The following is a 16219-nucleotide window of genomic DNA, read 5'->3' on the forward strand; positions in this document are numbered from 1 at the left end:
CCGGACGGATCCGGCAGCGGTGAGAGGGGCTTAACGTGGGCGGCGCGGACAGCAGGGACCGGAGCGGTGAACCCCGGGCCTACATCGGATCGTTCACCTCGGCGGGCGGCCGCGGTGTCACCACCGCGGCCGTGGATCCGAAGACCGGGGCGCTGACCCCGCTCGCGGTCACCGCCGCCGAGGACCCCTCGTACCTCGCGCTCTCCCGCGCCACCGGTGTGCTCTACGCGGTCAACGAGACCGAGCGCGGCGCGGTCACCGCCTTCCGGCCCACTGCGGCGGGTCTCGCCCCCCTCGGCGCGGCCGTCCGCGTCGGGGGCTCCGGGCCCACCCACCTCAGCGTGGCCGGGCGCAGGCTGCTCACCGCCAACTACACCTCCGGAAGCGTCAGTAGCCTCCCGCTCGCCGCCGACGGCCGCCCGGGCGGCCCCTCGCGCGTCCTGCCGCACCGGGGTTCCGGACCCGACGCCGGCCGGCAGGAGGGCCCGCACGCCCATCAGGTGCTGCCCGACCCGACCGGCCGCTGGGTGCTCAGCGTGGACCTCGGCACCGACTCGGTACGGGTCTGCGCGCTGGACCCGGCCACCGGGGCGCTGCGGGTGCACTCCGAGACCGTGCTGCGGGCCGGGACCGGCCCCCGCCACCTCGCCTTCCATCCGGAGGGCGCGGTGGCGTACGTACTGCACGAGCTGGAGCCGCAGGTGACCGTCTGCCGCTGGAACGGGGCGTCCGGGCGACTGGAACCGGTCGGCGAGGCCCCGGTGGCCTCCGAGGGCGCCTCAGGGGCCGTGCGGGCCTACCCCTCGGCGATCATCGCCTCACCCGACGGCAGGTTCGTCTGGGCGGCCGTCCGCGGAGCCGATGCGCTCGTCACCCTCTCGCTCGCCGACGGGCCCGGGAAGCCGCGGCTCACCGGCGCCGTGGACTGCGGCGGCGCGTGGCCGCGCGATCTCGCCGCCGACCCCTCGGGGAACCGGCTCTACGCCGCCAACGAGCGCTCGGGTGACGTCACCTGGTTCGACGTGGACCCGCTGACCGGCCAGCCGCACCGGGCCGGCTCGCTGGCCGTGCCCGCGGCCACCTGCGTGGTCCTCGGCTGACGCCGGCGCGCACGGGGCGTGCGAAAGGGCCCCCGGCGGCCACGGGAGACCGTGGCCGCCGGGGGCCCTTCGCGTCGTACGGGCGGGTCAGTGCGCGGCGGCGTCCTGGGCGATCCCGAGAGCCGCGGCGTACTGCGCGACGGCCAGCTTGCCGAGCGCGCCGTAGGCGCCGAGCACCTCGGCGGCGGCGCAGTCGGCCTCCTTGCAGGCGGTGTCGAGGAGTCCGTCGGCGGCCTCCGGGCCGATCAGGTACGGGGCGAGCGCGAGCAGCGTGGAGCCCTCGCGGCGCAGCTGCTCGGCGACCGCGGCCACCGAACCCTCCTGGTCGAGCGCGGCGGCCTTGACGGGCACGGCGAGCCGGGCGGCGAGCAGCATGCCCGTGATCCCGGCGGCCTGCACGGCCTCCTCGCCACCGGTGGTGGCCAGGACGATGCCGTCGGCGGCGGTGGTCACGGTGAAGAGCCGGGCACGGTCGGCGCGGGCCAGGCCCGCCTCGGAGAGGCGCACGTGCAGGCCCTCGGCGAGCAGCGGGTGCGGGCCGAGCACGTCGGCCAGCTCGGCGGCGGCCGAGGAGTCCATCAGCGCCTGGCGGATCCGGCGGAGCAGATCGCTGTCGGGGCCGGCCAGCAGCGGCACGACCACGGCGTCCGGGCCGGTCGGCGCGGGCACCTCGTGGCCGGCCGCGCGGGCGAACTCCGCGCGCGCGAGGCGCTCGGTCGCGACGGCGGTCAGCACGCCGGACAGGGACGGGAACTCGGTGTCGTCGTCACCTTCGAGGAAGCCGATCCGGGCGTCGAGGCCCGGCAGCTCGGAGCGGCCGATGCTGATGATCTCTTCCGCGAGCCCTCGCGAGGCGGCCGAGGGGGCACCGGGCACGGCGAGCACCAGCGCGGGCGCGCCCTCGGGCGCCACCGCGGGCTCGGGCCGGCGGTGCCGTCCGGTCTGGCGGGGTCGCGGCATTCGTACGGGCAGGCCATTTGCGGGCCCAGTGGGGGAGCTCATGGCGCCGCATGCTACTGGCTTATCGGAACAAGGTGTTCGGGCAGGGCCTTCTCGCGAGGCATCTGTCCGTATTTATCCGGTGAATATCAGATACGTTCAACTGACGGATGGCAAGCGCCAGTCCACAGGCTGTGATCCCTGACCCACCAGCAACTCGTTCGTTCGGCTGAACGGCCGGGAGCCGAAGAAGCCGTAGTCGGCCGACTTGGGGGAGGGGTGCGAGGACTCCACGACGGGCAGCTCGCCGAGCAGCGGCCGAAGGTTGCGGGCCGCTCGTCCCCAGAGGATGGAGACCAGCGGCTTGCCGCGCGCGGCCAGGGCCCGGATGGCCTGGTCGGTGACGGCTTCCCAGCCCTTGCCCTGGTGCGCGTTGGAGCGCCGGGGCGCGGTCGTGAGCGACCTGTTGAGCAGCAGGACGCCCTGCCGGGTCCACGGGGTGAGGTCGCCGTTCGCCGGGCGGCCGGTGCCGATGTCCCGGTGCATCTCCAGGAAGATGTTGTCGAGGCTCGGCGGTACCGGTCGTACGTCGGGGGCGACCGAGAAGGACAGCCCCACCGCGTGTCCCGGCGTGGGATAGGGATCCTGCCCGACGATCAGTACCTTGACCTCGTCGAAGGGTTGTTGGAAGGCGCGCAGCACATTGGCCCCGGCCGGTACGTATGTCCTCCCCGCTGCGATCTCGGCGCGCAGGAAGTCGCCCATGGCGGCGATTTGCCCCGCCACCGGCTCCAGAGCCCGGGCCCAGCCCGGCTCGACGATCTCGTTCAACGGTCGTGCTGCCACAGTGGATCACTCTACTGGCCGAACGCGGCCGCCCGCACGCACAGGACGTCGGGCAGGTGCTCGGCGAGCAGGTGCCAGCTGTCGCCGTCGTCGTGGCTGGCGTACACCTCGCCGTTGCGGTTGCCGAAGTAGACGCCCGCCGGATCCCCGTCGTCGGTGCACAGGGCGTCCCGGAGGACCGTGCCGTAGTGGTCCCCGGTCGGGAGCCCGTGCGCCAGCGGCTCCCAGGTGGCGCCCGCGTCCCGGGTGCGGAAGACCCGGCACCGGTGCTCGGCCGGGACCCGGTCGGAATCGGCGTTGAGCGGGAAGACGTAGGCGGTGTCGGGCCGGTGCGGGTGGGCCGCGACCGCGAAGCCGAAGTCGGAGGGCAGCCCGCCGCCGATGTCGGTCCACCGGCCGCCCGCGTCGTCGCTGCGGTAGACGCCCCAGTGGTTCTGCAGGTACAGGCGGTCCGTGTCCCCGGCGTCCCGGGCGATCTTGTGCACGCACTGGCCGAATTCGGGGTGCGGGTCCGGCAGGAACACCGCCGAGACCCCCTCGTTGGACGGCGCCCAGCTGGCGCCGCCGTCCCGGGTCCGGAACACCCCGGCGGTGGACACGGCCACCGTCACGGCGTCCGGGTCGCGCGGGTCGGTGATCACCGTGTGCAGGCCCTCGCCGCCGCCGCCCGGTACCCACTTCCCGCGGCTCGGGTGCTCCCACAGCGGGCGGACCAGCTCGAAGGAGTCGCCCCGGTCGGTCGAGCGGAAGAGTGCGGCCGGTTCCGTCCCCGCGTACACCACGCCGGGGGCCTCGGGGCCGGCCGGCTGCAACTGCCAGACCCGCTCCAGGGAGGCCCCGGTGTCCTGGGGGAACCGCACGGCGGGCGCGGCGGGCTCCCGCCAGGTCGCCCCGAGGTCGTCGGAGCTGAAGACGGACGGCCCCCAGTGCGAGCTGTCCCCGCCGACCAGGAGCCGGGGCGCCGGACCCCGGCGGTCGACGGCGACCGCATAGACGGCCTGGGCGTTGAAATGGGGCCCGTCGAACTCCCAGGGCGCCCCGCCCCGGCGACGGCCGATGAAGAGTCCCTTGCGGGTTCCCACGAGCAGCACTACGTCGGCCATGGCCGGCACCTCCGGACCTCGTCGCCCTCGGCGGGCGCACCTTGCAGGGTATCTTTTCGGCCAGTCTGCACCTGTCCGGTGACAGTGACCCGGCGGACGGTGCGGGGCTGCTGATGAGCAGATCAATACCGATCATTTACCGCGCGGAAATGATTGCTGCTTGCATGTGGGTGTCCGTAATGGATTGACTTCAGGTCACTGCCGCCGCACGCGAGAGGACATATGTGGCCACCGAGCACCTGTCCCCGCTCGACCTCGCCTTCTGGCGGATCGAATCCGCCGACCACCCCATGCACCTGGGCGCCCTCGCCGTCTTCCGCGCCCGTGGGCCCGGCGCCGCGGAGCGGGCCGCGCACCTGCTCACCGCCCGCTGCGCGGCCGTGCCGCGCCTGCGCCGCCGGATCCGCGACGTGCTGCTGCCGGTCGGCGCGGCCGCCTGGTCACCGGACCCCGGCTTCGACCCGGCCCGGCACGTGTTCCTCGTCCGTACCGACGAGGTCGTTCCGCACGCCGCGGCCGGACCGCTGATGGCCCGGCCGCTGGACCGGGCGCTGCCCCCGTGGGAGGCGCACGTACTGGCCGGGCCCGATCCGGACTCCTTCGCGGTGCTCTTCAAGTTCCACCACGCCCTCGCCGACGGCATGGGCGCGCTGGCCCTCGCGGCCACCCTGTTCGACGAGGCGACGGCCCCGAGGCCACCCGCGCGCCCGGTCCCCGAGCAGCGGGGCGGCTCCGTCCTGCGCCGGCTCCCCGGAGCCCTGGCGGCCCGGGTCCAGGACGTCGGCCAGGCCCTGGAGATCGGCGCGGCCGTGGCCCGCGCCGGACTGCCGCTCGGGGTGCCGGCGGCCCTCACTGCGCACTCCACCGGCTCGGGAGCCCGCGCGGTCGCCGTCCTCGCGCTCGACCTGGACGAGGTCAACCTCGTCCGCAAGGGCGCCGGCGGCACCGTCAACGACGTGCTCATCGCCCTGGTCGCGGGCGCACTGCGGCGCTGGCTGGCGGAGCGGGGCGATCCCGAGCCCTGGGGTGCGGGGCCGCGCGCGCTGATCCCGGTGTCCCGTCGCCGCGGACCCGGCGGTTCGGGGGGCGCCGGGAACCGGCTCTCCGGTTACCTGCTCCGGCTGCCGCTCGCCGAATCCGATCCGCTGCGCCGCCTGGACAGCGTGCGCGCCGCCATGGACCGCAACAAGGACGCCGGACCCGCCCGCGGCGCCGGGGCCGTCGCCCTGCTCGCCGATCACGTCCATCCGCTCGGCCACCGGCTCGGCGGCCCGCTCGTGGCCCAGGCCGCCCGGCTGCTCTTCGACATCCTGGTCACCAGCGTGCCGCTGCCGAGCTTCACCTTCACCCTCGGCGGCAGCCCGGTCGGTGAGGTGTACCCGCTCGCCCCGCTGGCCCGGGGGCAGTCGTTGGCCGTCGCGGTCTCGACGTACAAGGGGACGGTCCACTACGGACTGGTCGCGGACGCGGCGGCCGTCCCGGACCTGGCGGCCCTGGCCGGGGCGCTGCGTGCAGAACTCGACGAGCTTGTACGAGAGGTCTCGTAGTACGAGAGAATCCGTAGTACGGTGACTCTCGTACTTAGTCGATCCCCGGCATGCCCGGTCGTATCTGGAGAGCCTGATGAGTGCTGCACCCGCCGCCTTCGCCGCCCTGTTCGCGCCCTACACGCTCCGTTCCGTCACCATCCCGAACCGGGTGTGGATGGCCCCGATGTGCCAGTACAGCGCCGAGGCGTTCGGCCCGAACGCGGGCGTGGCCGGCGACTGGCACTTCGCGCACTACGCCGCACGCGCCGCCGGCGGTACCGGGCTGATCATCCAGGAGGCCACCGCGGTCTCCCCGGAAGGCCGGATCTCCCCCTACGACCTCGGCATCTGGAACGACACCCAGGTCGAGGCGCTCCGCCGGATCACCTCCTTCGTCAAGGCCCGGGGCGCCGTCCCCGGCATCCAGATCGCGCACGCCGGCCGCAAGGCCTCCACCGACCGCACCTGGAAGGGCGGGCGGCCGGTCGGGCCCGAGGAGCACGGCTGGCAGCCGGTCGCCCCGAGCCCGCTGCCGTTCTCCGAGGACCACCCGGTGCCGCACGAACTGACGGTCGAGGAGATCCGGGAGATCACCGGCCAGTTCGCGGCCGCCGCCGAGCGCTCGCTGGCCGCGGGCTACGAGGTCGTCGAGATCCACGGCGCCCACGGCTACCTCATCGGCGAGTTCCTCTCCCCGCACAGCAACAGGCGCACCGACGAGTACGGGGGCTCCTTCGCGAACCGCACCCGCTTCGCCCTCGAAGTCGTCGACGCCGTACGGGCGGTGTGGCCCGAGGAGCTCCCGCTCTTCTTCCGGATCTCCGCCACCGACTGGCTGGAGGAGGAGGGCTGGACCGCCGAGGAGACGGTCCGGCTGGCGGACCTGCTGCTGGAGCACGGGGTGGACCTGCTCGACGTCTCCACCGGCGGCCTCGCGCCGCACGCGCAGATCCCCGTCGGCCCCGGCTTCCAGGTCCCCTTCGCGGCCCGGGTCAAGGCCGGGACCGCCCTCCCCGTGGCTGCCGTCGGCCTCATCACCGAACCGGAGCAGGCCGAGAAGATCCTCGCCAACGGGGAGGCCGACGCCGTCCTGCTGGGCCGGGAGCTGCTCCGCGACCCGTACTGGGCCCGCCGCGCGGCCAAGGAGCTGGGCGGGGAGATCCGTACGCCCGAGCAGTACCACCGATCCTGGTGACGCGGGTACGGCTCCGGGGCCGCCGGCTCCGGAGCCGTACCGCCGGTTTCCACGACCCGCCCGACGTCTTCGACGACTCTCGTACGATGGGGACGCGCACCATCCGGAGCGGACCGATCGAGTGAGTGGAGCAGGGACATGACGGAACGGGACACCTCCCGCACCCTCGCCCACCCCGAGGCGGACGAGATCCGCCTGGAAGGCGTGCTGCACGCGCTCTCCGACCCGGTCCGGCTGTCCATCGTCCTGGACCTGGCCGCCTCGGCCGAGGACCTGGCCTGCTCGTACTTCGACCTGCCGGTCACCAAGTCCACGACCACCCACCACTTCCGCGTCCTCCGCGAGAGCGGCGTCGTACGCCAGGCCTACCGCGGCACCACCAAGCTCAACGCCCTGCGCCGGGAGGAACTGGAGGCGCTCTTCCCCGGCCTCCTCGACAGCGTCCTCGCCTCGGCCGCGGCCGAGGCCGCCCGGCTCACCGCCTAGGGGTCGTCTTGCCCCGTCTGCGATTCTTTTTCGAAGCCGGCGTCCCGCACACCCCGCTGTGGCCGGCCGCCCCGGACCTGGACGGCCCGTACGGCTCCCCCTGCGAGCTGGACCGGCTGCCGATCAGTGCGCAGACCCGGACCGAACTGGTGCGACTGTGCCAGTGGTACCAGTCGTCGATCGACTGGGACGACCCGCCGGCCCCGTCGCCGTGGCCGCGGGAGGAGTGGCAGCTGTTCCGCCGCCAGGCGGACACCGCCTTCGCCGCCCTGTGCCAAGAGCTCGGCGGCGGCTGGCAGGTCGAGATGACCCACACGGTCTGGACCGGCTGAGACGCCCGGGGACGGGCTCAGTAGTGGCCCGGCATCTCGTCGGCCGGGATGCAATCGAACACGGTGTTGGCCCAGTCGTTGGGCCTGCCGAAGACCAGCCGCGTGAGCACGACGTCGCAGTTGCTCGAAGGGGCCGAACGTGCCGACGTCCGAGGGGGCGGCTTCGGCCACCACGGCCCGAAAGGCTGCCCGCACGCGCAACAGCCCCCTCCGGCGATCACCTGCCACGAACACGGCGCGAGGACCTTACCCACCTCCCCGACCGGGGCCGTGAGGGGCGGCCCGGGCGATCCCACCGGCGGTCACACGGGCGTGGGCGTGTTGTCGGCGGTCACCGTCACGCCTTCGGCGATGTTCTCGTCCGTCAGTACCAGTGGGCCGAACACCGGGTTCGCGGGCAGGTCGTAGCCGGGCGGGGCCTGGGTCTCCAGCCAGTAGTAGACGCCGGTCGGCAGGGTGCGGGTGCACGTGCCGTCGGCCGATGTGGTGCAGGAGTCGCCGATGGAGGTGTCCGGGTCGCTGCCGGTGGTCTGGAGTCCCGGGATGCCGTTGGTCTCCTCCCAGAGCTGGAAGACGGCGCCGGCCAGGGGGTTGCCGGTCAGCCCGTCCTCCTTGATCACCGTGACGTCACCGGTGGCCACACCGGGGCCCTCGCAACCGGGAGGCCCGGCCTCGCACTGGGGCGGGGGGCACCACCCCCGGTCGCCGTGGCCGCCGGCCACGGCGCGGTCCGGGCACCGGGCGGCCGCGCCCGCCCCGGTCGCCGCGGCGTACGAGGGCGTCGAGACCAGCAGCGCCGTCGTCGCCATGGCCATCGCCAGGACCCAGGGCCGCCACCCGTCCCACGACCGGCGGAAATCGTTCGGTGCCATGACACTCCATCCGCATGCTGCTCCGGGGGCTTCGCTCCCGCGACATGATCGGCCCGCGTGCGCGGGCGGGCACGGCGACACTCCCCGTACGAGGGCATTCCGGCCGGATGACCACCCGGAAGCACTTCCGCGGGAGACGGCCTACGCGAGGTCCTCGCCCGCCGCGGCCAGCAGACCGGTCCAGTCCGGGATCTTCACCGAGCGGCGGCCCAGGGAGCGCCCCAGATCGGCCTCGGCCGCCTCGATGGCCAGCCAGCCCGGCCACTCGACCGCGTGCAGGCCCGCCGCCCGCAGGGCGTCCAGCGGGTCCCCGGGGAGGTCGCGTCGGGCCAGTGCCCCCGCGTCCTGGAGCAGCGAGGACACGGTCTCCTTGGCGCAGGGCCGGTTCGTGCCGATGACCCCGGTCGGGCCGCGCTTGATCCAGCCCGCCACGTACTCGCCGACCGAGGCCCGGCCCGCGCGCAGCACCCGGCCCGCCGCATGCGGGACCGTACCCCTCGCGGGGTCGAAGGGCAGCCCGGCGAGCGGAACGCCCCGGTACCCCACCGAGCGCAGCACCAACTGCGCCTCGACGTCCTCGTGGACGCCCGTCCCGGTCACCCCGCCCCGGCCGTCCGGAGCGGTGCGCTCGAAACGCATCCCGGTGACCCGGCCGTCCGGCCCGCCCAGGATCTCCACCGGGCGCAGGTAGAACCGCAGCGCGATCCGGCGCCCCTCCTCGTTCGGGGTCTCCCCGGCCCAGCCCCGCAGTACCTCCAGGTTCCGCCGCGCCACCGCCGGCAGGGCGGCGGCCGCCTCCGGGTCGGCGTAGACGGGGTCGAGGGCCAGCTCGGCCGGATCGGCCCAGCTGTCCACGCCCGGCAGCGTGCCCAGTTCACGCAGCTCCTTGGTGGTGAACCTGCCCTGCGAGGGACCGCGCCGGGCCACCATCGCCACCGCGCGCACCCCGCTCTGCGCCAGCGCGCCGAGCGCCGGCTGCGGCATGTCCGTCGGCTCCAGTTCGGCCCGGCCCCGGGCCAGGATCCGCGTCACGTCCACCGCGACGTTGCCGGCCCCGACCACCACCGCCGCATCCACGCCGGGCAGGTCGAAGGCCTCGGCGGCGGCGTCCGGGTGCCCGCTGTACCAGGACACGAAGGCCGTGGCGGAGTGCACCCCGGTCAGCTCCTCGCCGGGGATCCCCAGCATTCGGTCGCGGGCCGCGCCCACGCAGTACACCACCGCGTGGTACAGCTCCAGCAGCCGGCTCGTGGGCAGCGCCTCCCCGCCGACCTCGACGTTTCCGAGGAAGCGGATCCGCTCGTCCTCCAGCACGGTGCGCAGGCTGCCCTGGAGCGACTTGATCTTCTCGTGGTCCGGGGCGACCCCGTACCGGACGAGCCCGTAGGGGGCGGGGAGCCGGTCGAGCACGTCCACCCGCACCCCGGGCACTTCACGCTGCTGCACCAGCGCCTGGGCCGCGTAGACCCCGCTGGGGCCCGAACCGACAACGGCGACACGAAGCACGGCGGAGCTCCTCCCGCAGGTGGTCCCAGCATGACACCGGCCCCCCGCGGAGTCAGCCCATCGTGCGCATCCGGTGGATCTCGGCGCTCTGCGTGGCCACCACCTCCGTGGCCATCTCCTCCACCGCCACGTTGTTCCCGCCCGCCAGCGCCTCGCCGGCCATCTTCACGGCGCCCTCGTGGTGGGCGGTCATCAGCTTCACGAAGAGCCGGTCGAAGTCGGTCCCCCTCGCCGCGGTCAGTTCCGCCAGCTGCTGCTCGGTCGCCATGCCCGGCATCGCACCGTGGTCGTGGCCCGCCTCCGGTGCCGCGGGCGCGGCCGGTGCTGCGGGCACGGCCGTGGCGGGGTGGCGGGCCAACCACTTCTCCATCGCGCCGATTTCGGGCTTCTGGGCGGCCGCGATCCGCTCCGCCAGCCGTTTGACCGCGTCCGCCGCGGCCCGCTCCGGTGCCAGCGCGCTCATCGTCAGCGCCTGCCGGTGGTGTTCGATCATGTGTGAGACGTAGGCGCGGTCGGCGGCGTTCGGGCTGTCGTCGGGTTTCGCCTTCGCGGCCTCTTCGGGGGTGAGGCGACGGGCCGCCTCGCCCGGCCTGCCCGGCGCGACGACCGCGGCCCGTCCGTCGTCGGCCCGGTCCGGTCCCTGGTCCCCCTGGCAGCCGGAGAGCGTCAGCAGGAGGCCGGCGGCGGCCGCCACCACCGCGGCGAACCGGACGGGCGGCGCCGGTAAGGCCCGGCGGCGGCCCCTGAGGTCTTTTGCCATGTCCATGAAGGGAAGATACTTCCGGGGTCCGGGTTCCGCTCCCCTACGGGCGGAACCGATCGGGCTCTCAAGGGAGGCACAGTGACCTCGCTACACAGCAGGCGGGTGCGGAACAGGAGGGTGGGGGTGGCCGTCGCCGCGGCCGGACTCCTCGCCACGCTCCTGGCGGCCGGACCGGCGGCCGCGACCCCCGACCCGGGCGACTTAGCGCCCGGTAGTGCGCACCAGCACGGCGCCGGCCCAGCCGAGGGCCGGGAGCTCGCCCCGGGCGACATCCCCGGCCAGGACGAGATCGTGCACAGCGCCAACGTCAAGCCCTTGGCCAACATCCCCAGCAGCGACCCCACGGGGATCAACACCGACCTGGCCTTCCAGGGCAGGTACGCCTACGCGGGCAGCTACAGCGGCTTCACCATCTACGACATCGCGAACCCCAAGGCACCGAAGACCGTCACCCAGGTGCTCTGCCCCGGCGGTCAGAACGACGTCTCCGTCCACGGCGACCTGCTCTTCCTCTCCACCGACTCCTCGCGCAGCGACGACTCCTGCAACAGCGTCTCGCAGCCCGCCACGGAGAAGTCCTCGTGGGAGGGCATCAAGATCTTCGACATCAAGGACAAGAAGAACCCCAGGTACATCAAGTCCGTCGAGACCGCCTGCGGTTCACACACCCACACCCTGGTGCCGGGCGACCGCGACATCTACCTCTACGTCGCCTCGTACTCCCCGAACGAGGCCTTCCCCGACTGCAAGCCGCCGCACGACGGCATCTCGGTCGTGAAGGTCCCGAAGAAGGCACCGACGCAGGCCGCCGTCGTCGCCTTCCCCGTCCTCTTCCCCGACGGCGGCAACCCGGGCGCGCCCACCAACCCCGGCGTCTCCAAGACCACCGGCTGCCACGACATCACCGTGTTGCCGTCGAAGAACCTGGCCGCCGGCGCCTGCATGGGTGACGGCATCCTCTTCGACATCAGCAAGCCGGAGCAGCCGAGGGTCATCGACCGGGTCCAGGACAACGTGAACTTCGCGTTCTGGCACTCGGCCACCTTCAACGAGCGCGCGAACAAGGTGGTGTTCACCGACGAACTCGGCGGCGGTGGCGGCGCCACCTGCAACGAGGCCACCGGTCCGAACCGCGGCGCCGACGGGATCTACGACATCACCGGCCGCGGGGACCAGCGCAAACTCGCCTTCCGCGGCTACTTCAAGATCCCGCGCCACCAGGCCGACACCGAGAACTGCGTGGCCCACAACGGTTCGCTGGTCCCGGTCGGCGGCGGCCGCGACATCATGGTGCAGGCCTGGTACCAGGGCGGCGTCTCCGTATGGGAGTTCACCGACTCCGCCCGACCCAGGGAGATCGCCTACTTCGAGCGCGGACCGCTGACGACGGACCAGCTCGGACTCGGCGGGTCCTGGTCCGCGTACTACTACAACGGGCACGTCTACTCGAACGACATCGTCAAGGGCCTCGACGTGCTGCGGCTCGACGACCGGCGCACCGAGAGCGCCAAGTGGGTCCGGATGGACCGGCTCAACGTGCAGACCCAGCCCGAGTACCACTGACCTCAGGGGTGCGACGGGTGCGAAGGGGGTGAGGGAAGCGTTCCGCCGGGCGGCCCGCCGTCCGGCGGAACGCCGAGCTCCCAGTCCAGCCCGTAGCGCTGGAACAGCTCCGCCCGCAGCCGTTGCGCCGGCATCGGGGCGCCGGGCAGCAGGACCGCCACGACCGCGCCCATCAGCAGGGCCCGCAGCAACGGATAGTCCGCGTCCGGGTCCGCCGAGCCGTACCGGACGACGGTGTCCCGCAGCAGCTCCGCCAGCTGTTGCTGCTCGGGGCACTGCACGAAGCCCTCGGCCGTGAGGATGCCCGCCATGTGCGTGCGCATCAGCAGGGGTTCGTCCCGGGCGAGCCCCAGGACCGCGTCGACGGCGCGCGCGAGCCTCTCGCGCCCGCACTCGCTGCGGGGCTCCCGCTCCAGCGCGGCGTGCAGCGTGAGGTACATCAGCCGATGCACCGCGGCCTGCAGCAACTGCCGTTTGCCCGGGAAGTAGTACGAGACCAGGCCGCGTGCCGTGCCCGCCCGGTCGGCGATGTCGCCGAGCGTCGTGGCCTCGTAGCCGTGCTCGGCCACGAGTTCGACCGTGGACTGCAGCAGCCGCTCCCGGGAACGTCTGCGCAATTCTTCATTGACCGATGCGCTGCGCGGGGACATGCTTACTCCTGCGTTGACTGGCTCCTGGCCAATATACTCAGCGCACGGGGTCGCCTGCTCTGGGTGACACGGGGGATCATCCAGGGCAGGCACGCCGTACCCTCACCGTTCCACCGGGTCGCAACCGCGTTCGCGGACGGGCACGGACGTCGCGAGAGCCACCAGGGCCACTCCCAGGAGCCAGCCCGCCAGCACGTCCGACGGCCAGTGCACCCCGAGGTACACGCGGGTGAAGCCGACCCCGAGCACCGAGACCACGGCCACCGCCCACGCGGCGACCACCCGGGCGACCCGGACCCGGCCCGTGGCCGGGCGGGGGAGCAGCCACAGGAGCAGTCCGCACACCACCGTCGCCGTCATGGCGTGGCCGGACGGGTAGGCCGCGTACTGTGCCGAGTCCACCGGATCTGGCCACACCGGACGCTCCCGCCCCACCAGCGCCTTCAGCCCCTGCTGAAGCGCCGAGGCCGCCAGCGTCACCAGGGCCACCCGCAGCGCCCGCCCCCGATCGCCCCGCCACCACAACAGCGCGCAGGCGACCGCCGCCAGCGCCCGCATGGTCCAGGGGTCCCACACCCAGTCGCTGAGCACCTGCATCAGGTGCGTGACCCCGGGGTGGGTGACGGCGTGCGCGTGGAGATCACGGGCGACCCGCTCGTCGTAGGCGAGCAGCGGCCGCCACTGCGCGACCACCAGCGCCGTCAGGAGCACTGCGAGCAGGGCGCAGCCGATGCCCATCCACCGAAAGTGATCGTTCCGCATACCGAGATCCTCGCACCGTCGCCCGGCCGGCGGCCCCGGGCAGCGCCGGGCGTGCGGCCCGTCGACCGCCACCCGCGTGAAGTCGGTCGCTCTCCGGCCGAGTTGAAGCGCCGCCTTGCCCCCGAACGCCGCGTACCGGCCCTGACCCGGCCGGTACGGAGCCGTGCCGGGGGCGACGGGACGGCCGTGCGGTCGTCCTCGCGTTCGAGACGACGACCGTACGGGTGGCGGGCGGGGGCCGTCCCGGGGCGTCCGCGGAGGCGTCCCCGCCCGGGGACGGGATCCGCGGCGGACGCTGCCCAGGGCAGGACCCGCGGCGGACGGCTCACGCCAGGGCGCTCAGCCCCGGTACGAAGGCCACCAGCAGCGGGATCGCCGGAACCAGCGTGGCCAGCGCCGTCAGCCGCAGCCGGCGGCCGGGGGAGAGCCGGGGCGTCGCCGACAGCAGCCTGCGCACCCGCTGCGGAACGTGTGCGTGCTCGGGCGAGGAGGCCGTGAACACCCCCCGGTCCTCGTTGAGCCCGACCAGCGCGAGCGCGATCGTCAGCCGGCCGAACCGCCGGGAGGCCACGTCGTCGGCGGCCATCTCCACCAGCCGGTGCATCTCCGCCTCGAACGCCGCGAAGACCGGAACCTGCGGGAACCCCCGGGCCAGCGCCCGCGAACAGTTCAGCAGCCAGTCGTGACGGGCCGCCGCGTGACCCTGCTCGTGCGCCAGCACCGCGTCCAGCTGGCTGCCCTTGAGCCGGCCCAGCGCCGCCGTCGTGATCACCAGCTGCGGGGCCGCGCCCGGGAGCCACCATGCGTCCGGCCGGGGACCTTCCAGAACGACGAGCCGCGCGCCCGTAGGGTCCTCCCCGGGCAGCAGCGGGGCCCGTACCAGCAGTTCGCTGCCCTGAGCACGCCGTCGGGCCCGCGCCCGCAGCACCTCACCGGTCAGCATCGCCCCGGTCCACAGCCCGCCGCCCGCCAGCGCCAGCGCGGTGACGGCGGCCCAGGGACCACCTGCCGCGCCCAGGGCGTAGGCGTCGACCACCCCGTGCGGGGCGGAGGCGAACAGCCGGCCCCGGACCTGCTGCCAGGCCGCCGCCGCGCTCAGCAGCATCGACAGCCCGAAGCACAGGAGCACGGCGCCGACCACGCACTGCCACACCCACAGGGCGACGACCGGCTCGCGCTCGGGCCATCGGGCCCGGGCCAGCAGACGGGGGGCGAGCACCGCGGTCAGGGCGCCGAGCAACAGGAGAACGGCGGGGACCATCATGGTCGCCAGCCTATGAGCGAGGGGCAACCTGCGGGTACGCCCTCGGGTCATTGGTGACGCAGGACACGTCCGGCGCCGCCGTCACATCGTGAGCAGCATGGCCAACATCCCCATTCCCATGGCGAGTCGGCAGGCGCGGACGAGTTCGGCGGGTCCGCCCCGGTCGGCGGTCGGTCGCGGGGACACGGTGTCGCCGGCGGTGATCAGCCGGGTTCCGCCGAGCACCACGTACCCGGCGTAGTAGAGGAGCAGCGCACCCGTCAGCAGGGGCGGCCCGGCCGCCTGGGAGTGCTCCGGCCCGTGCTCCGACGCGGGCCCGGCCAGCAAGGCCATGTAGACCATCGTCAGCGAGCCCACCAGGTGGTGCGCGTGGTGCGGTCCGCCCCGCAGCAGCCACAGGGCGTGCAGGGCCGCGCCGCAGAAGACCACGCCCAGCACGGGCGTCCGCCACCCGTCGCCGCCGCTGCCGAGGGGCACGGCCATCAGGGCCATCCCCCATCCCATCACCGCCTCCGCGGCGGCGCCGCCCGACCCCAGCGCCCGCCGCAGACAGTACGCACCGCTCACCGCGCACAGCAGCACCAACAGCCAGGAGGAGACGGAGGTGGTGAGGGAAGCGGCGGAACCGTGCACGGCGGAACCTCCCGGTTCGTCGGCGTCACGGGGAGAGATGCCCCTCTCACACCACCCTCACGCGGCTCCGGGATACGCTCTCCCTGCCTGCCAGGCATGTCATATGCCGCCGCACTGAACGGAGCGCCCGATGTCGACCGCCCAGCACGCCGCCCTGAGTTTCCGAAGCGCCGTCGAGGCGGACGTGCCGGAACTGGTGGAACTCGTCGAGTCCGCCTACCGCGGGGACGCGAGCCGGGCCGGCTGGACGACCGAGGCCGACTACCTGGACGGACAGCGCACCGACCCGGACGGGGTCCGCGCCGTCATCGCCGCCCCGGACGGGGTCCTGCTCGTCGTCGAGCGCGCGGGCGAGCTCGTCGCCTGCTGCCAGCTCGAACACCGGGACGACCACGTCTACTTCGGGATGTTCGCCGTCCGCCCCGGCCTCCAGGGCGCGGGCCTCGGCAAGGAGATCCTGGCCGAGGCCGAGCGCCGCGCCCGCGAGACGTGGGGCGCCAAGGAGATGCGGATGACGGTGGTGCACGTACGGGAGGAGCTCATCGCCTACTACGTGCGCCGCGGCTACCGGCGCACCGGCGAGATGAGCCCCTTCCCCTACGGTGACGAGCGCTTCGGCGTCCCGCTCCGCAACGACCTCGCCTTCGAGCTGCTGGTCAAGTCGCTCTGAGCGCAG

The 16219-nt window shown here is 73.7% G+C and carries 17 protein-coding genes; 7 read left to right on the forward strand and 10 right to left on the reverse strand.

What is annotated here, in order from left to right:
- The first annotated feature begins 35 nt into the window (after nucleotides 1-35).
- Nucleotides 36-1100, forward strand: a complete 1065-nt coding sequence (locus OG386_RS37240) for a lactonase family protein (protein WP_328791764.1) — start codon at nucleotides 36-38, stop codon at nucleotides 1098-1100.
- Nucleotides 1101-1187: 87 nt separating this feature from the next.
- Here OG386_RS37240 and OG386_RS37245 read toward each other — a convergent pair whose 3' ends face one another.
- From OG386_RS37245 to OG386_RS37255, 3 genes are all read right to left on the reverse strand, one after another.
- Nucleotides 1188-2102: a sirohydrochlorin chelatase gene (locus tag OG386_RS37245; RefSeq protein WP_328791765.1), complete on the reverse strand. Its 915-nt coding sequence runs from the start codon at nucleotides 2100-2102 to the stop codon at nucleotides 1188-1190.
- A gap of 96 nt (nucleotides 2103-2198) precedes the next feature.
- Nucleotides 2199-2885 carry a uracil-DNA glycosylase gene (locus OG386_RS37250; protein WP_030012774.1) on the reverse strand — a complete coding sequence of 229 codons (687 nt, stop codon included), beginning with the start codon at nucleotides 2883-2885 and terminating at the stop codon, nucleotides 2199-2201.
- A gap of 11 nt (nucleotides 2886-2896) precedes the next feature.
- Nucleotides 2897-3988 carry a WD40/YVTN/BNR-like repeat-containing protein gene (locus OG386_RS37255; RefSeq protein WP_328791766.1) on the reverse strand — a complete coding sequence of 364 codons (1092 nt, stop codon included), beginning with the start codon at nucleotides 3986-3988 and terminating at the stop codon, nucleotides 2897-2899.
- Nucleotides 3989-4212: 224 nt separating this feature from the next.
- Here OG386_RS37255 and OG386_RS37260 point away from each other — a divergent pair, with 224 nt between their 5' ends.
- From OG386_RS37260 to OG386_RS37275, 4 genes are all read left to right on the forward strand, one after another.
- Entirely contained in the window at nucleotides 4213-5535 is a 1323-nt protein-coding gene (locus OG386_RS37260) for a wax ester/triacylglycerol synthase family O-acyltransferase (protein ID WP_328791767.1), read from the forward strand.
- Nucleotides 5536-5611: 76 nt separating this feature from the next.
- A complete protein-coding gene (locus tag OG386_RS37265; RefSeq protein WP_328791768.1) occupies nucleotides 5612-6712 on the forward strand; it encodes an NADH:flavin oxidoreductase/NADH oxidase in 1101 nt (366 codons plus the stop codon).
- A gap of 138 nt (nucleotides 6713-6850) precedes the next feature.
- Nucleotides 6851-7198, forward strand: coding sequence for an ArsR/SmtB family transcription factor (locus OG386_RS37270; RefSeq protein WP_328791769.1), 348 nt, complete (start codon nucleotides 6851-6853; stop codon nucleotides 7196-7198).
- Nucleotides 7199-7206: 8 nt separating this feature from the next.
- Nucleotides 7207-7530, forward strand: coding sequence for a hypothetical protein (locus tag OG386_RS37275; protein ID WP_328791770.1), 324 nt, complete (start codon nucleotides 7207-7209; stop codon nucleotides 7528-7530).
- A 302-nt stretch (nucleotides 7531-7832) separates the two neighbouring features.
- Here OG386_RS37275 and OG386_RS37280 read toward each other — a convergent pair whose 3' ends face one another.
- The 3 genes from OG386_RS37280 to OG386_RS37290 all read right to left on the reverse strand — a co-directional run bounded on the left by OG386_RS37280 (nucleotide 7833) and on the right by OG386_RS37290 (nucleotide 10674).
- Nucleotides 7833-8402 carry a prealbumin-like fold domain-containing protein gene (locus OG386_RS37280; RefSeq protein ID WP_328791771.1) on the reverse strand — a complete coding sequence of 190 codons (570 nt, stop codon included), beginning with the start codon at nucleotides 8400-8402 and terminating at the stop codon, nucleotides 7833-7835.
- A 141-nt stretch (nucleotides 8403-8543) separates the two neighbouring features.
- On the reverse strand, nucleotides 8544-9908 hold the full coding sequence (locus tag OG386_RS37285) for an FAD-dependent oxidoreductase (protein ID WP_328791772.1): 1365 nt from the start codon (nucleotides 9906-9908) through the stop codon (nucleotides 8544-8546).
- A 52-nt stretch (nucleotides 9909-9960) separates the two neighbouring features.
- Nucleotides 9961-10674 (reverse strand): DUF305 domain-containing protein, encoded by a 714-nt coding sequence (locus tag OG386_RS37290; protein ID WP_405786377.1) that lies wholly within the window; start codon nucleotides 10672-10674, stop codon nucleotides 9961-9963.
- A 75-nt stretch (nucleotides 10675-10749) separates the two neighbouring features.
- Between OG386_RS37290 and OG386_RS37295 the strand changes: the two genes are divergently transcribed.
- Nucleotides 10750-12234 (forward strand): LVIVD repeat-containing protein, encoded by a 1485-nt coding sequence (locus OG386_RS37295; RefSeq protein ID WP_328791773.1) that lies wholly within the window; start codon nucleotides 10750-10752, stop codon nucleotides 12232-12234.
- A 2-nt stretch (nucleotides 12235-12236) separates the two neighbouring features.
- Here OG386_RS37295 and OG386_RS37300 read toward each other — a convergent pair whose 3' ends face one another.
- From OG386_RS37300 to OG386_RS37315, 4 genes are all read right to left on the reverse strand, one after another.
- Nucleotides 12237-12884, reverse strand: coding sequence for a TetR/AcrR family transcriptional regulator (locus tag OG386_RS37300; RefSeq protein WP_328791774.1), 648 nt, complete (start codon nucleotides 12882-12884; stop codon nucleotides 12237-12239).
- A 102-nt stretch (nucleotides 12885-12986) separates the two neighbouring features.
- Nucleotides 12987-13646 carry a phosphatase PAP2 family protein gene (locus tag OG386_RS37305; RefSeq protein WP_328791775.1) on the reverse strand — a complete coding sequence of 220 codons (660 nt, stop codon included), beginning with the start codon at nucleotides 13644-13646 and terminating at the stop codon, nucleotides 12987-12989.
- 325 nt (nucleotides 13647-13971) lie between these two features.
- Nucleotides 13972-14910 (reverse strand): M56 family metallopeptidase, encoded by a 939-nt coding sequence (locus OG386_RS37310; RefSeq protein WP_328791776.1) that lies wholly within the window; start codon nucleotides 14908-14910, stop codon nucleotides 13972-13974.
- An 81-nt stretch (nucleotides 14911-14991) separates the two neighbouring features.
- A complete protein-coding gene (locus OG386_RS37315; protein WP_328791778.1) occupies nucleotides 14992-15543 on the reverse strand; it encodes a DUF5134 domain-containing protein in 552 nt (183 codons plus the stop codon).
- A 130-nt stretch (nucleotides 15544-15673) separates the two neighbouring features.
- Between OG386_RS37315 and OG386_RS37320 the strand changes: the two genes are divergently transcribed.
- Nucleotides 15674-16213 (forward strand): GNAT family N-acetyltransferase, encoded by a 540-nt coding sequence (locus tag OG386_RS37320; protein ID WP_328791779.1) that lies wholly within the window; start codon nucleotides 15674-15676, stop codon nucleotides 16211-16213.
- The last annotated feature ends 6 nt before the right edge of the window (nucleotides 16214-16219 follow it).

Origin of the sequence: Streptomyces sp. NBC_00273 (assembly GCF_036178145.1) — a bacterium.
Taxonomy (GTDB): Bacteria; Actinomycetota; Actinomycetes; order Streptomycetales; family Streptomycetaceae; genus Streptomyces.

Excerpts from the sequence above, each read along its gene's own strand:
- OG386_RS37245 (WP_328791765.1), bottom strand. The coding sequence starts at position 2,102 with ATGAGCTCCCCCACTGGGCCCGCAAATGGCCTGCCCGTACGAATGCCG.
- OG386_RS37255 (WP_328791766.1), bottom strand. The coding sequence starts at position 3,988 with ATGGCCGACGTAGTGCTGCTCGTGGGAACCCGCAAGGGACTCTTCATC.
- OG386_RS37265 (WP_328791768.1), top strand. The coding sequence starts at position 5,612 with ATGAGTGCTGCACCCGCCGCCTTCGCCGCCCTGTTCGCGCCCTACACG.
- OG386_RS37270 (WP_328791769.1), top strand. The coding sequence starts at position 6,851 with ATGACGGAACGGGACACCTCCCGCACCCTCGCCCACCCCGAGGCGGAC.
- OG386_RS37280 (WP_328791771.1), bottom strand. The coding sequence starts at position 8,402 with ATGGCACCGAACGATTTCCGCCGGTCGTGGGACGGGTGGCGGCCCTGG.
- OG386_RS37290 (WP_405786377.1), bottom strand. The coding sequence starts at position 10,674 with ATGGACATGGCAAAAGACCTCAGGGGCCGCCGCCGGGCCTTACCGGCG.
- OG386_RS37300 (WP_328791774.1), bottom strand. The coding sequence starts at position 12,884 with ATGTCCCCGCGCAGCGCATCGGTCAATGAAGAATTGCGCAGACGTTCC.
- OG386_RS37305 (WP_328791775.1), bottom strand. The coding sequence starts at position 13,646 with ATGCGGAACGATCACTTTCGGTGGATGGGCATCGGCTGCGCCCTGCTC.
- OG386_RS37310 (WP_328791776.1), bottom strand. The coding sequence starts at position 14,910 with ATGATGGTCCCCGCCGTTCTCCTGTTGCTCGGCGCCCTGACCGCGGTG.
- OG386_RS37320 (WP_328791779.1), top strand. The coding sequence starts at position 15,674 with ATGTCGACCGCCCAGCACGCCGCCCTGAGTTTCCGAAGCGCCGTCGAG.